This window comes from Anaerococcus vaginalis ATCC 51170, assembly GCF_000163295.1.
Taxonomy (GTDB): domain Bacteria; phylum Bacillota; class Clostridia; order Tissierellales; family Peptoniphilaceae; genus Anaerococcus; species Anaerococcus vaginalis.
Map to the genome: position 1 here is coordinate 1,460,230 of NZ_GG700527.1, position 15,717 is coordinate 1,475,946.

The following is a 15,717-nucleotide window of genomic DNA, read 5'->3' on the forward strand; positions in this document are numbered from 1 at the left end:
CTCCTCCTAATAATCTTTTTCTAATGAATTTAATATTTTATCAAATAAATCTTTATCTTTTTTGACAGTTTTTTCGCTTAGAAAGGAGCTTATATCTTTTTTATCACATATACCTATTTCTCTAAATTTCATAAAATGGTTTGGTGTTAGTGATGTTTGATTGCATCCTTCTATTTTTTTTGTTGATAGGCTAAAACTTATGGGAAGGTTTGTTCCTATTCCTACTGAACCTAAACCAGTTGGTGAGTTCACCAAAACTCTTGCTACAGGTTTTTTTTCTATGAATTGTTCTATTACATATGCATCGTTGGAATATATTGAAAGGCTTTGACCTTTTTTGTCGTTTAAAATTAATTCAACGCATTTTTCACAAGCATTCAACCAATCATTTTCTATATATAAAGAAACTATAGGATTATATTTTTCTTTTGAATAAGGACTTTTTTCTGATACATATGGTTTTGTAACCACTAGAATTTTTGTATCTGAATTAACTTTTATTCCTGCAATTTCGGCGATTTGCCTTGCACTTCTTCCTATAAGTTCCTTTCTGCAATTATGGTCTTGATCATATAATATTTTTTCAAGTTTTATATGTTCGTCTTTGCTTAGAAAAAATGCTCCATATTCTTTAAATTTTTCTACAACCTTTTCATAAGCATTTTCTTCTACTACTATTGATTGCTCTACTCCTGGCAAAAGTCCGTTATTAAATGTTTTTGAATTTATAACTTCACAACTTGCCTTATCTATATCACAATCTTTGTCGATAAATACTATGTTATTTCCTATTTCCGCTTTAAAAATTTGAGCCTTATCGTTTTGGATTTTTCTTTTGTTTTCGCTTAGAAGATTTTCCAATATGAATGAAACTTTTTCACTTTCATATAAGGTTTTTTCTCCTAAGTCAGAGTTATAGGTTAAAATATCTAAAAAACCTCTTGGATAAAAATTTTCTTTTAGGATTTTTTTAATATCTTCAACCATTTTTGTTACAGTCTTTTCACATCGTAAATCACTTACTACTATAAGAGGATTTAAAGCTCTTATTGCAAAATATATGGCTTGAAAACTAGTAAGTGTTGATAGGTATGGGGCTATAAATACAAGACTAACACCTTTTGAAAGAGCTACTTGTCTTGAGTTTTGATTTTTTACTATATCATATATTTGAGGATATGCTTTCAATTCATTTTCCAAATTATCTAAATAATAATTTCCAAGTTTTATCTCATCCTCATATTTTCCATATGATGTTTCTTCAAAAGACATTTTTGCAAGTTGGTCTATGTTAGTTTTGTAATATTGTTTTATTTTTTTTAATAGTTCATTTCTTGTTTCTTTGTCAATGTCAAGAAGAATTCCCCTAGAATTTTCTGCCTGTTCTAATAAAATTCTTGCTTGTTGAATCGAAAGAAGATCTGTATCTATTACTTTCATAGTCCACCCCTTAAATCAAATTATCTAAATTATAAATTTCGGTTACTTTTTCTAAATCTGGATGTGGGCTTGGTATTACTAATGATGAGTAAACTTCTGCTCCCATAGCTTCTACTGCCTTAACTCCTGCTTGTACTGCTGATTCAACTGCTGACACATCTCCTTTTACAAGTATTGAAATATATCCACTGGCTACGTTTTCGTAACCAATAATTTCTACACTACCTGCTTTTTCCATTGCATCTGCGGCTTCTAGCACATATACTAAACCGAAAGTTTCTATGCCTCCTAATGCTTGCATCTTAACTCCTAATCTTCTACTTTATGAACTGAAATTACTTTACTTACATTTGTTACTGGTCGTTTCATAACATTATGAGCTGTTATTTTTCCAATTTTTTCGCCTTCAGCTACTCCGGCTTTTACTGCACTCATACATGATGAAACATCTCCTCTTACTATTACAGTAACTAGAGTTGATCCTACGTTTTCATAGGATACAAATTTTACATCTGCTGCTTTTAGCATAGCATCTAATGCCTTTATAGCTGGCAACATACCCAAAGTTTCTATAAGACCTATTGCTTGTGATTCGTATTGCATATTTTCACCTACTTAATATAAGAATTTATAGTATTTTTTTGTTCTTCACTTGCTTTATAATAAACAACTAATTCATCATCTATTAGCATATATGAATCCTCATCTATTAATCCATTTTCTTTCGCCGTCATAAGACTTTCTATTATATTTTCCATTGTAAAAGCCTTGTGATTTTTGAATTCATCTTTTAACGCTTGATAAACATCTTTTGCAGACGCCTTATCCTCATTAGTAAAATATTTTAATATTTCATAGTTTAATGGTCTTCTCATTATTTGTTACCTCTTTTAAAATAATCAAGTGGATTTACACTCATTATAAATATTCCTAATGCCATAAGAAGTGATCCTAACCATGCTATTGGCGCTATTTCATAACCTGGATTTTTCAAAATTATTCCAAGTATAATCCAACAGAAAAATGGACCCCAGAAAGTATATGTTCCATTGCATGCCATACCTAAAGCTGCTCCGCACATTGAATTTCCTTTATACCAAAAGGCAAATGATATAAATGTAAAAAATCCACTAGCAAATAAAATTAAAATTGTTGGATCAGTAATAGCATTTATGAAAAGACCAGAAATAAGATGTATTCCGCTCCCTTCAATTATTCCAAAAACTGGTAAAACTATTAATAGATTTGCTAATGATGATGTGGTTTGCCTAATAGCTATTCCTATTTCCGAATCAATCATTGAAGTTCCAAATCCAGCTATAACTCCTTCAAGTCCCCATCCAAATGCTGCCACGATTGCAAGGATTATTCCTAAAACCATTCCATCTTTAACCTCTCCAGTAAGACTTGTCGCGCCTATTAAAAGAGACGAAGCTAAGCAAATAACAATTCCTAAAATTGTTCTTGCTGATAATTCTTGCTTTAAAATTATTCTTCCAAGAATTGCTCCAATAGCTACATTAAGACCCGCTATAGGTATAACAACTGGTCCTCCCATTTGAACAGCAAGAATATATGTAACTCCTGCTATCGGCCCTCCGACTATAGCTGCAAATACCATTATCATTCCTGGCTTTGTTTTTAAAGTCTTTATAAAATCTCCAAATTTTCCCTTGATAATTGAATTTGCTAAAGCCCAGATTGCTGATGTTAAATCGTTTATTCCTGTTGCAAGTGTTCCAAGAATAAAAGCCAATGTAATATCTGAAAGTCCAGCTTCACCTGAATACCAAAACTTCCATATTCCATACACTGTGGCTGTAGTTACTAATGCTGTGTAAAGTCCATAATATATACCAGATTGAATACCAATATTTAAACCCTTGCTAAAATACTTTTTATCAAGTTTTTTCTTAGTGGATTCAGCTTTACTAACAGCATCTGAATAATTTTTTGTTTTTTCCACCACTCTATCTCCTTCTTCATTAATTTAAAACATATAAATGTTTTCCTTGTTTAGATATTAACAATATACCTAACGTAAAAGTCAACTTTTTTTATAAAAACAACGTTTCCAATTGAAATTCTAGCTTTCTTTTGTCACATTTTTATATTTTTCTTTTCTTACATTATCTTTAATCTTAACCTTAGCGTAAAACTTTTTGATTTTTTTTCTATATTTTTTATATATTTTAAATACTTATATATTTATAAATTGATTTTTTAATGTTTTTTGTGAAATCAATTAGATAAATAACTAAAAAATAGCAGAACATACCTATTCTGCTACCATTAGTATTTATATTTTTTAAGTTTTAAATTTATTAATAATAATCCTTTCTATCCTTATCCACATCCCAATAAATTTCTCTGTATTTTCCATCATAAATTTTTAAAATTTCTGGCATTGATTCGCTCATCTTATCCATTTTTTTAAATTCGTCGTAATCTTTCCAAAATAATTTTCCTTCCCTGTTATTTTCAATTAATTTTCCAGAAAATTCCTTTGTTTGGTATAAAAGTCCCACATCTTTTTGAAATTCGCCTTCATCGTTTGTAAAAGCCCAAGTGATTATTCCAAGAAGTTCAGGATTTTTTATATCTAAGTTTGTTTCTTCTTTTGCCTCTCTTATTACAGAATTTTCAAAAGATTCGTTTTTTTCAACTTTTCCACCAGGAAAGGTAAGACCCTCCCAGCCGTATTTTTTCTTTTTATCTAAAACTAGAACCTTATTATTTTTTTCATCATAAATTTTTACCATATTCATAAGTACAATTTTCATATATACTCCAATCCACAAAAAAAGGAAGCAAGTTTCCCCACTTCCTCTTATATTTATTTTCTTTCTAGTTCAATTTTTACACTTTTATCATTTAATTCGAATTCTTCTATATCAAGGTCTTTAACTTTCATTGTATCTGCTAAAGTTTCTTTTTTGATTTCTTCTTCAAATTCTTTTAAAGCATTTTTCAATTCATCATCTGCATTAAAGAAGATGTCAATCCTATCTGTAACTTCGTATCCATTTTCTTTTCTAAGATTTTGGATTTTTGATACAAATTCTCTTGCGTATCCTTCTTTTTTAAGATCTTCTGTGATTTCTGTATCCAAAACTACAAAGACATTTCCATCCATCTCAACATCAAATCCTTCTTTTGCTTGGATTCTTACGTCAAGATAATCTTTTTCGACAGTGTATTTTTCTCCATTTATTTCGATTTCTTGTGGAGAATTTTCAACTTTTTCTACAAATTCTTTTGCATCAACGCTAGCCAAGAATTTTCCAAAGGCTCCCACGTTTTTAGCAAAAATTTGTCCAACTTTTCTGAAGTTTGGTTTTAAATAATAATCCATAAAGTCTGAAAGGTCATCTGCAAATTCAACTTCTTTAATATTTAATTCTTCTTTGATTAAACCTGTCAAATCACCGATTGTTTCTTTAAATGATCCATCTACAATTATTTTTTCTAGAGGTTGACGAACCTTGATTGATTCTTTTTCCCTTGATGCACGACCAAGAGTAACCATTTTTCTTACAAGGTCCATTTTATCTTCTAATTTTTCATCAATCAAATCTTCATTTACTTCATCAAGTTTTTCAACGTGAACTGAAAGTCCATCTGTTAAATTTCTGTAGATTTCTTCTGAAATAAATGGAGCTATTGGAGCTGTCATTTTTGAAAGACTTAGCAAAACATCAAAGCATGTTTTGTAAACTGCTTTTTTGGATTCTGTTAAATCTTCTCTCCAAAATCTCTTTCTATTTCTTCTTATATACCAATTTGATAAGTCTTCTACAACAAAATCATTTACCAAATGAACAACCTTGTTGTAGTCAAAAGATTCCATTTGTTCGTAATAAGCTTTTAATAGTGAATTTAATCTTGAATATAACCACTTGTCGATTTCTTCAAGCTCTACATTTTCAAAATTTTTGATCTCATCAAGTCCAATATTATCTGTATTTGCATAAAGAACAAAGAAATTATAAACATTTTCTATTGTCCTAAAGAAATTATTTTTAACTTCGATTAGTCCTTTTTCGTCAAATTTTGTTGGAACCCAACAAGGAGATACATATAAAGAATAAAATCTTACAGCATCTGCCCCATATTTATCAAATAATTCAAATGGATTTAGGGTATTTCCTTTTGATTTTGACATTTTTTGTCCATTTTTATCAACAACCAAGTCATTTACTAATACATTTTTGTATGGTGCTTTTCCTGTAATAATTGTTGAAATAGCCATGAGTGAATAGAACCATCCTCTTGTTTGGTCGATTCCTTCACAAATGAAATCTGCTGGGAAATAATTTTCAAAATCTTCTCCCTTTGCAAATGGATAATGTACTTGTGAAAATGGCATTGCTCCTGAGTCAAACCAAACGTCAATTACATCTGGAACCCTGTGCATTACTTTTCCACATTCTGGACAAGTTAAAGTTACATCATCAACATAAGGTCTGTGAAGTTCTATATCTTCTGATATATCTTCTCTTGCTTTCTCAGCTAATTCTTTTCTTGAACCGATTGATTCAACATGACCACAATCGTCACATCTCCAAAGATTTAGTGGAGTTCCCCAATATCTTGATCTTGAAATTGCCCAATCTTTTACATTTTCAAGCCAATTTCCAAATCTTTTATCCCCGATTGTTTGTGGATACCAATTAACTCCATTATTATTTTCAACCATTTTTTCGGAAAGTTTGCTCATTTCTATATACCAAGATGGTTTTGCGTAATAAACAAGTGGAGTTTTACATCTCCAACAGTGAGGATAATTGTGTTCGATTGTTTGTTTTTTATAAACTTTTCCCTCATCTCTTAGATGAATGAAAATTTCTTCGTTTGTATCAAAAATAAATTTCCCCTTCCAAGGAGTTTCTGTAAAACATCCTTCAAGGTCAACTGGTTGAACGAATGGCAAATTATATTTTCTTCCAAGTTGGTAGTCATCTTCTCCAAAAGCTGGAGCTGTGTGAACAATTCCTGTTCCATCTTCTGCTGAAACATAATCAGCACAAGTTAAGAAAAATGCCTTGCCATCTGGCTTTACATAAGGAAGTAGTTGTTCATATTCAACATACTCAAGATCTTTTCCCTTCATCTCTTCAACAACTTCGTATTCGTGATCTGCCATAACTTTTTCAAGCAAAGATTTTGCCAAATAATAATAGCAGCCATCAGTTTTATCATTTACCTTTACATAGTCAAGTTCTGGATGAACAGTTAAAGCAACGTTTGATGGAAGAGTCCATGGAGTTGTTGTCCAAGCTAGGAAATATTCATTGTCAGCTTCTTTTTTCTTAAATTTACAAATTAAAGTTATGGCCTTATCCATTTGATAGCCTTGAGCAACTTCGTGACTTGCAAGACCTGTACCACATCTTGGACAATATGGCATAACTTTTGCGCCTTCATAAATTAATCCTTTTTTGAAAGCCTCATTTAATAGCCACCATTCAGTTTCTATATAATCATTGTCCAAAGTTATGTAAGGATTATCCATATCATAAAGAAAAGCCATTCTGTCTGACATATCTCTCCACATGTCTGAATATTTAAAAACTGAATCCTTACATTTTTGATTGAATTTTTCAACGCCGTATTTTTCTATTTGATCTTTTTCTGTAAAGCCTAATTCTTTTTCAACTTCAATTTCTACAGGAAGTCCGTGTGTATCCCATCCAGCTTTTTTCAAAACCTTAAAGCCCATCATATTTTTATATCTTGAAGTCATATCCTTCAAGGTTCTTGCTATAACGTGATGGATTCCTGGTTTTCCATTTGCTGTTGGAGGACCATCATAGATTATATATTCTTCAGCATCTTCTCTTGTTGTAAAAGTCTTATCCAACAGGTCTATATCAGCCCAGTATTTGGAAAGATCAAGTTCTCTTTGTTTAGTATTTTTTGTATCTAGTGATTTAAAACTTGCCATAATTCCCTTTCTTTCTAATTTCTTAAAATAAATTATAATAAAAAAACGCCCCCAGAAGGGACGGTCCACCCAAAAATTGAGTATGAAGTTAACGCCTATCTTACGTAATAAACTAATTTTTTCATTTATTAAGCTAAAAGATGATCTTCATAATAAAAAATTCATAGCCACTTTCACCTAAAGGCCTCTCTGTAAATTATTTTTTAAAACTACTCTTCTTTTAATTGCCTATATCTACTGACTAATTTACTATTTTTAAAGAAAAAAGTCAAATTGCTTTTTATTTAATATTTATAAAACCATAAAAAGAGTTCCTGCTGTAATTAAAATACATCCAATAATAGATTTTGTAGAAAATTCTTCGCCCAAAAATAAAAATGCAAGAATCAAAGTTAAAACTACACTCATTTTATCAATTGGAACAACCTTTGAGGCGTTTCCATATTTTAAGGCTCCATAATAGCAAAGCCAACTAAGTCCAGTCGCAAGACCTGATAAAATTAAAAAAATCCAGGATTTTTTGCTAATATTATAAATTCCAGAAAATGAAGAAGTAATAAAAACCATGCCCCAACTCATTACTAAAACTACAAAAGTCCTAATCGCAGTTGCAAGATTTGAATTTACTCCTTCAATTCCAACTTTTGCCAAAATTGAAGTAAGGGCAGCAAAAATTGATGAAAAAATCGCAAGTAAAAGCCACATAAAATCTCCTTTATTTATGAATTTTTAATCTAAATTTATCAATAGAAAAATTATCCCAGCTGTCAACATTTGAAATTTCTAGGGCTTTTTCTAGCATTTCTATATCAGAATTAAAGTCTTTTCTGTAAAAATAATAATTTTCTTCCATAAAAGAGAGCATTATCCCATCATAATCATTAAAATCTTCAATAAATCTAAGTTTTTCTACATCAAAATATTCAAAAACTTTTATCTCTAAGTCTTTTAAATTTTCTTTTGTAATTGGATTAAATTTTAAATCAAAAAATCCTGCGTTTACTGCCTCATAAACTATATCAAGTCCTAAATTTTTTCTAGTTGGATAAATTGAACCAGAAATTCCTTTTAGCCTTCCATTAATTTTTACTTCAATCCTAATTCCATTTGAATTTTTCTTAAATTTTTCGTCAAAATCTCTTAAATAAGTTTTGTTTTCTAAATAATATTCAATTGCATCATAAGCAAGTTTTACATAATCATCCATTTTAAAATTCTTTCTTTGTTTTAATTTTCAATTTTTATTTCCTTTTGCATTATTAATTTACCCAATTTATAGATAAATTAATTGAAAATGGGTAAATTAATAGGAAGAGAAAAAATTTTAGTTAATAAATAAACAAAAGGAGAAAATAAATGTACGATTATTTAATTGTTGGAAATGGAATAGCAGGTCAAAAGGCCGCTGAAACTATTAGAAAAAAAGAAGAAAATTCTTCTATTATTATAATTTCAAAATCAGCAAAACACACTTATTGGAGAACAAAGTTATCTGAGCTTATCGCAAAAGATTTTACAGATGATGAAATTTTGGTAAAAAAACCTGAATGGTACGAAAAAAATAATATAGAAGAAAAACTTGAATGTGAAGTAGAAAAACTTGACCTTGAAAATAAAAAGGCAATTTTAAAAAATGGAGAAGAGATTGAATATAAAAAAGCCCTTATAGCAACAGGATCTCATCCATTTGTGCCACCAATAAAAAATATTGACGCTGATGGAGTTTTTGCAATTAGAACAGTAGATGACTTAAATTCTTTCAAAAACCACATCAAGGAAAACAAGAAAGTTGTAGTAATTGGCGGAGGACTTTTGGGACTTGAAGCTGCTTTTTCTATAAAAAATACAGGTTATGAGGTCCTTGTTATAGAAACTTTTGACTATATTTTGGGAAAACAACTTGATAATGAGCTTTCCAAAAAGTTAGAAAAAGAATTAAATGATGCAGGAATTAAAACTTCTACAGGAAAAAATACTGCAGAAATTTTAGAAAAAGATGGCAAAGTTTGTGGAATAAAACTTGAAGATGGAGAAGAAATCGAAGCAAATACAATTTTGGTTCAAACAGGTGTAAGAAATAATTTAGATATTGCAGAAAAATCTGGACTTGAATTTGATCGTGGAATCCTTGTAGATGAAAACCTAAAAACAAGTGATGATAATGTCTATGCAGCAGGAGATTGTATGCAATTAGGAAAAGCTACAATCGGTCTTTGGACAGCCTCAATGGAAATGGGAGAAATTGCAGGAAGCAATATGACAGGAGATAATAAAACCTACCAAACACCAAAACCATTTTCTTCCCTTCTTCTTGGAGATATAAAACTATTTTCAGCAGGCTTTAATTCAGGAGAGGAAATAGAAGAAATCAAAAAAGAAGACGGAGAAAAAGTCTACAAATTATTCAAAAAAGGCGAAGATTTTGTAGGAGGCATCCTCTACAAAGACATAAAATTCCAAAATGACGTTAAAAAAATAGTATTTGAAAAAGAAGATCCAAAAAATACAAAACTTGGAAAAGAAATTTTTGGGATGTAAGAAATAAGCTCTTGGCTAAACCAAGAGCTTTTTTAATCTTCAATAATTTCAATCGGACTTGCTTCATATACAAAAATCATTGAATCAAAAATTTCTTTTGGAGAATTTTCTATTCTATATGAGTATGGGATAAATTTAATTATCGGAGTGTAGCCTTCGCCTAATGAACCCATTTTTATTTTTGAATCCAAGAGATTTTTACAATCTCCATCTTTTACTTTTGAAAAATCTAAATAATAAGAATTTTTATAATTTTTTGCATGATAGGCAAAAGGATCTGCTGATATAAATTTTTGTATTGTTCTTTGATTTTTTTGCATAGTTTTTATGTTTACATTTGTTTTATAAAAATCTGTTCCTATTGTAAAATATGATTTTTTATATTTTTCCAATAAATTTTCTCCCATGTTTTTATACATCGGATCTTTTTTTCCAATATGGCCATTGTGTCCTGCTATCATTGTTCTTGAATTTTTTTCATAATCTTTTATCCAAGAAATATTTTCTGCCATTTTTTTATCTCTGTATTCACTTGATTTTACATAATCATCAACCATTTTATAATATGGAAAACTTGATATAATATTTTCTATAAGTCTTTTTTCTTTGGTATTTTTTTCAAGTTTTTCATTTAATTTTTTCAGATTTTCTTCCAATATTTTCATTTTTGGATCTTTTATTGAAATTTTGTCTTCTTCTAAAATTTCCAGACTTTTTATATCAAAATCAATATTTTCTTTTTTTACAAAATCTTTTAAAAGTTTTACGGAATTTTCTGGATTTTGCATATCAAAACCGTAAAAGGAAATTTTTTGGTCGTGATTTTGGTTGTATTTTTTTATCCAATTTATTAGATCATTCATCTCATTTGTATGATAGATTGTAAAGGAGAAAATTTTTGATGGATTTTTTTGAAATTTTCCTGATTTTACATAAGAATCTATTTCCATTCCTTCTGAAAAATCACATTCCAAGGCAAAAGCCCTAACATTTGCATCTTTTACTAATTTTTTTAATAAGTCTAATTTTAATTCTTGAAATTCTTTGTTTCCATGTGTAGCCTCGCCAAGACCAATGATTTCTACTTGGTCATCAATCTTTATATCTTCTATTTTTTGAGCATATTTGCTCAAATCTGAAATTTCTTTTTTGGCTTTAAATTCCGGAATTTTTGTCCACAAAAATATAAACAAAAATCCTAATACTGAAATTGAAATTATTATATATAGAAGAATTTTAAATATTTTTTTCATTTTTACTCCTTATTTAATTTTCCCATTTCAAAATATATTGGTAGGGTTATTCTAAATATCATTATATAAATTAATGAGAAAATTATTATACAAATCGCCTCTATTTCTATAAATCTTCTAAGCTCAAGCATGGCAAATAATTGTAGCATGCCAAAGGCAAGTTTTGATGCGATTAAAATATGGATTATTGAAATTATTAGGGGTGCAAAAAATGTGAAATAGTTTTGTTTTTTGACTGATTTTTTTATTTCTTTTTTGCTCATTCCTACTTTTTGTAGAATCTTTATATTTCTTCCATCTTCAAGGCCTTCAGCGGCTTGTTTGTAATAAATTACAATTATGGTTGAGATTAAAAATACTAGGGCTAAAATAAGAACAACAATGTAGGCTCCCGTGTGAATTTTATCAAATTCCATCCTATTTTCTATGGAATTTTTAACTAAAATTTTATCTGTATCAGATATATTTTTATTTAATGTATTTGCCATCTCATCAATATTTTTTTGATTTTTTTCTTTTAGGTCAAAATACGTTCCTGATACACTAGGGAAAGTCTTAATATTTTTGCCATCAGATATTTTTTTTGAAAATTCATCCATGTCATCTACTACAACTAGGATATTGTGAAAAAGACTTGTTGTAGGATCCATTAAGACATAGGAAATATTTTTTGCATTTTCTTTTACTTTCAAATTTTGATTTTCTATAGAAATTTTTCCGTATTTTTTCGCTTTTGAATCAAAAACTATAGCCTCATCTTTTTTAAGAGAAATATTTGTCTTATTTGCTTTATTAAATGATTTTATATCTGTTATGGAAATAATTTTAGTTTTTTCATCCATTATTGTTTTTCTTAAATCATCATCTTCTAGTATAGAAAATTTTCCAGGTGATTGTTCACTAACTACAAGACCTTTTCTTCTAAATTCTCCAAGATTTTTTATTTTTTCTTTGTCTATATTTTTTTCAAGTAAATTTTTTGTATATTTTCCACTTTCCTTATCATCTTCTTGGTATTGGATTAAAAAATCACTTGGAGCAATCCTATCTAATAAATCATTTTTCCCAACAAACATGGCACTTATTACCACAAAACTCAAAAGAAAAAGTGAAGAGATAATGGTAATTGATGAAAGAGCCATGGCAGATTCCTTGCTTCTTTTGATAAGTTCTCCGATAAAGGTCATATTTGTGCCCTTATAATAAATTTTTTTATTTTTTCTAAAAAGTTTTAAAATCCAAATCACAAGAGACCTAAAGAAAAAATATGTTCCAATTATTACTGCTATACTTGCTGGTAAAAATTTTGGAAGAGCTTGAAATATTCCCCCATCAATTGAAAGGGCTGTATAATAACCATAGCCAATTAAAATTATGGCTAAAATCATAGAAATTACATTCGCTTTTGGCTCTTTTTCGCCTTTTTGGGAAAGTTTTGAAAGCTCAATCGGATTTGTTTTTCTAATTGAATTTAAGCTTATCAAAGTTATTAAAACAAAAATTATAGCAAAAATCATAAGTCCCAAAGCTAACTTGGAAAAATTTATAGAAAGTTTTATCTCCGTTTGAATTTTTAAAATTCTTGCCACTAAATTTATAAAAAGAGGTCCCAAAAGAATTGTAAAAAATGTTCCAATTATTAAAGTTAAAATTCCAAGAATTAAATTTTCTATAATCAAAATTTTTCTCAAAGATTTTTTGTCCATTCCAAGTCCATACAAAAGTCCCAATTCCTTGTAGCGATTTTTGACAATGGTTTTTGCCATATAGACAAGAAAAATCAAAGAAAAAATCGCCACAATCCATGAACCCATTTCCAAAAGAGTTTTTATGATTTCGCTTCCTCTAGTTTCTAAGATAAATTTTTCACTTTTTAAATCTATTAAAAGATTAAAAATGAAAAGCATAAAACTTGATGCCAAAATGTATGGAAAATACAAAAATTTATTATTTTTTATTCCCCTTGTAGCCATTTTAAAATTAAGCTTGTTCAAATCCCTCACCTCCAGATAAAATCATCATTTGAGATTTGACCAATTTTTCATACATTTGGTCATTGGTCCTATCTCCCTTATAAAGGTCATAGAAAATTTTCCCATCTTTTATAAATAAAACCCTAGAGGCCCTTGCAGCAGCCATAGTTGAATGAGTTACCATAAGAATTGTTTGGCCTTTTTTGTTTATTTTTTCAAAAATATTTAAAAGCTCCATTGATGAATTTGAATCCAAAGCTCCTGTTGGCTCATCTGCCAGCAATATTTTTGGATTTGTAATAAGAGATCTTGCAACTGCAACTCTTTGTTTTTGTCCTCCGGAAATTTGATAGGGAAATTTGTCCAAAAGATTAGAAATTTTCAATGCCTTTGCAATAGGAGCTAATTTTTCTTCCATAATTTTGTATTTTTCATTTGCTAAAACCAAAGGCAAAAATATATTGTCCCTGTTGTTTAAAGATGATAAAAGCGAAAAATCTTGGTAGACAAAGCCTAATTTTTCCCTCCTAAATTTCGCCCTTTCCTTGTCACTTTTATTTTTTGTATTTTCATTAGATAAAATCACATCTCCAGAAGTTTGTTTATCCAAAGTTGCAATCAAATTTAAAAGAGTAGACTTCCCAGACCCACTCTCGACCATTATAGCAACAAATTCTCCTTCTTCAACCTCAAAATTTATATCTTTTAAGGCAACAACCTCTGTATTTTTATCTTCACTATTATAAACTTTTCTTAAATTTTTAACTTCTAATATATTCATATAATCCTCCTAAGTCTATATTACAAAAAATAAATGAAAAAATCCCTAATCTAAACTTACAATTTTTCTCCTAAACTTACATTTTGTAAGATTAAAAAAAATCGGCAAATGCCGATTAATTTTCTATAATATCAGATTTTTTAAGATTAATTGAAAATATAGTTCCATTTTTTTCTTTAGATTCGATTTTATAAGCATATCCAAGTTTTTTTAATATATCATTTACCAAAAAAAGTCCTATACCAGTTGAATTTGCATTTCTTTTATCACTATCTCCACTAAAACCAAATTTATTAATATTTTTCAAGTCACTAGCTTTTATACCAATTCCAGAATCTTCTATTTTTAAAATAAAATTGTGGTAGGAAATTTTAATAAAACCCCTATCTGTATATTTTATAGAATTAAACAAAACCTGTTCAATCACAAAACCAAGCCATTTTGGATCTGAAATTGCATTTTCATCTTCTATATCAAGAATTAATTTTAAATTTTTATGGATGAAAAAACTCCTATATCTTTTTACAATATCTTTAACAAGCCTTTCTATAGAAAAAGATTTGAAAGAATAATCAAGACTGTCTTGACCCAATTTTATAAAAGATAAAATCGATGCAATATAATCATCAATCCTTATTAGCTCTCTTTTTATATCATAATTTTCTTCCCTTTCACTAATCAAAGAAATACTTGAAAGAGGCGTTTTTATTTGATGGGTCCAAATTGTCAAAAGACTTTCCAAATCATTTTGCCTTAGTTTGCTAGAAATTCTAAGATCTTCTATCTCTTTATCCTTTCTTTCAAAAATTTCTTTCAAATGCCTTTCATAAAGATTTTTCTCAAAAAAAGAAAAAGAATTTTTCTCTAAACACTTTTTCGCCTTAAAAAATCTAAAAATTCCTATAAATAAAAATATAAAAAATAAAATTATAAGACAATAGGAAAAAATCTTAAAATCTATAGGAAAGGCAAAAGAAAATATTAAAGATGAGATAAGAAAAATAAAAAAGGAGAAAATATAAGCCCTATTAATGCTAAAAAATAATTTTAAATTTTTCATTTTATAAAATATCCCACTCCCTTTTTTGTTTGAATAAAATCATCTAAGCCCAGATTTTTTAATTTTTTCCTAAGTCTGTTGATGTTTACAGTCAAAGTATTATCATCAATAAAAGAATCAGTCGCCCAAAGCTTGTCCATAATAAGCTCTCTTGAAACAATTTTTTGTGAATTTTCCATAAGAATTTCCAAAATCAAAAATTCATTTTTAGAAAGATTTATTTCTTTATCATTAATTTTTAAAATCATCTTATCCTTAATCAAAGAAATATTTTTATAAGAAAGGTCTAAATTTTTCCCAGAAAAATCATAAGTTCTTCTAAGAAGGGCCTTGATTTTCATATTTAAAACCTGCATAGAAAAAGGTTTAGAAATAAAATCATCCGCCCCATAATTTATGGCATTAATTAAATTTATATCATCAGCCGCACTTGTTAGAAAAATTATAGGAAGATTTGAAATTTCTCTAATTTTCTCACACCAATAAAATCCATTTTCAAAAGGAAGTTTCAAATCCATCAAAACAAGCTTATAATCTCTTTTTTGAAATTCATCCAAAATATTAGAAAAATCATTTGGAACAAAACACTTATATCCCAAAAGCTCAAGCTGAAAAGAAAGCTCTTCACAAATTTTTTTATCATCCTCAACAATAAATATATCCATAATAACTCCTTAAAATTATTATAATAGATTTTTTAGTTTTTGAAAATTTTCACAAAAAAA

At 28.6% G+C, this 15,717-nt stretch carries 15 protein-coding genes; 1 reads left to right on the forward strand and 14 read right to left on the reverse strand.

Annotated features, from left to right (window positions below):
- Positions 1-6: 6 nt before the first annotated feature.
- From HMPREF0078_RS06885 to HMPREF0078_RS06925, 9 genes are all read right to left on the reverse strand, one after another.
- On the reverse strand, positions 7-1,440 hold the full coding sequence (locus HMPREF0078_RS06885) for an aldehyde dehydrogenase family protein (protein ID WP_004839423.1): 1,434 nt from the start codon (positions 1,438-1,440) through the stop codon (positions 7-9).
- 10 nt (positions 1,441-1,450) lie between these two features.
- A complete protein-coding gene (locus HMPREF0078_RS06890) occupies positions 1,451-1,741 on the reverse strand; it encodes a BMC domain-containing protein (RefSeq protein ID WP_004839424.1) in 291 nt (96 codons plus the stop codon).
- Positions 1,742-1,749: 8 nt separating this feature from the next.
- The gene (locus tag HMPREF0078_RS06895) at positions 1,750-2,043 is read right to left on the reverse strand and encodes a BMC domain-containing protein (RefSeq protein ID WP_004839425.1); all 294 of its coding nucleotides are present in this window, start codon (positions 2,041-2,043) and stop codon (positions 1,750-1,752) included.
- A gap of 8 nt (positions 2,044-2,051) precedes the next feature.
- Complete coding sequence (locus HMPREF0078_RS06900; RefSeq protein WP_004839426.1) at positions 2,052-2,315, reverse strand: hypothetical protein; 264 nt, start codon at positions 2,313-2,315, stop codon at positions 2,052-2,054.
- Positions 2,315-3,409 carry a DMT family transporter gene (locus tag HMPREF0078_RS06905; protein ID WP_004839427.1) on the reverse strand — a complete coding sequence of 365 codons (1,095 nt, stop codon included), beginning with the start codon at positions 3,407-3,409 and terminating at the stop codon, positions 2,315-2,317. Before HMPREF0078_RS06905 ends, HMPREF0078_RS06900 begins: the two co-directional genes overlap by 1 nt.
- A gap of 355 nt (positions 3,410-3,764) precedes the next feature.
- Positions 3,765-4,223, reverse strand: coding sequence for an NUDIX domain-containing protein (locus HMPREF0078_RS06910; RefSeq protein ID WP_004839428.1), 459 nt, complete (start codon positions 4,221-4,223; stop codon positions 3,765-3,767).
- Between the two features lie 53 nt (positions 4,224-4,276).
- Complete coding sequence (gene ileS, locus HMPREF0078_RS06915) at positions 4,277-7,387, reverse strand: isoleucine--tRNA ligase (protein WP_039920596.1); 3,111 nt, start codon at positions 7,385-7,387, stop codon at positions 4,277-4,279.
- A gap of 291 nt (positions 7,388-7,678) precedes the next feature.
- Positions 7,679-8,092 carry an EamA family transporter gene (locus HMPREF0078_RS06920; RefSeq protein WP_004839430.1) on the reverse strand — a complete coding sequence of 138 codons (414 nt, stop codon included), beginning with the start codon at positions 8,090-8,092 and terminating at the stop codon, positions 7,679-7,681.
- Between the two features lie 10 nt (positions 8,093-8,102).
- On the reverse strand, positions 8,103-8,594 hold the full coding sequence (locus HMPREF0078_RS06925) for an AMMECR1 domain-containing protein (RefSeq protein ID WP_004839431.1): 492 nt from the start codon (positions 8,592-8,594) through the stop codon (positions 8,103-8,105).
- Positions 8,595-8,743: 149 nt separating this feature from the next.
- On the opposite strand from HMPREF0078_RS06925, the gene HMPREF0078_RS06930 reads away from it, so the two are divergent.
- Complete coding sequence (locus tag HMPREF0078_RS06930; RefSeq protein ID WP_004839432.1) at positions 8,744-9,925, forward strand: NAD(P)/FAD-dependent oxidoreductase; 1,182 nt, start codon at positions 8,744-8,746, stop codon at positions 9,923-9,925.
- Between the two features lie 32 nt (positions 9,926-9,957).
- Here the strand turns inward: HMPREF0078_RS06930 and HMPREF0078_RS06935 are convergent, their stop codons facing one another.
- From HMPREF0078_RS06935 to HMPREF0078_RS06955, 5 genes are all read right to left on the reverse strand, one after another.
- The gene (locus HMPREF0078_RS06935) at positions 9,958-11,178 is read right to left on the reverse strand and encodes an erythromycin esterase family protein (protein WP_004839433.1); all 1,221 of its coding nucleotides are present in this window, start codon (positions 11,176-11,178) and stop codon (positions 9,958-9,960) included.
- Positions 11,179-11,180: 2 nt separating this feature from the next.
- Positions 11,181-13,172, reverse strand: coding sequence for an ABC transporter permease (locus tag HMPREF0078_RS06940; protein WP_039920598.1), 1,992 nt, complete (start codon positions 13,170-13,172; stop codon positions 11,181-11,183).
- Positions 13,159-13,932: an ABC transporter ATP-binding protein gene (locus HMPREF0078_RS06945; protein WP_004839435.1), complete on the reverse strand. Its 774-nt coding sequence runs from the start codon at positions 13,930-13,932 to the stop codon at positions 13,159-13,161. Before HMPREF0078_RS06945 ends, HMPREF0078_RS06940 begins: the two co-directional genes overlap by 14 nt.
- A 115-nt stretch (positions 13,933-14,047) precedes the next feature.
- Positions 14,048-14,749 carry a sensor histidine kinase gene (locus HMPREF0078_RS06950; RefSeq protein WP_232618472.1) on the reverse strand — a complete coding sequence of 234 codons (702 nt, stop codon included), beginning with the start codon at positions 14,747-14,749 and terminating at the stop codon, positions 14,048-14,050.
- Between the two features lie 239 nt (positions 14,750-14,988).
- Entirely contained in the window at positions 14,989-15,657 is a 669-nt protein-coding gene (locus tag HMPREF0078_RS06955; protein WP_004839437.1) for a response regulator transcription factor, read from the reverse strand.
- Positions 15,658-15,717: the final 60 nt, after the last annotated feature.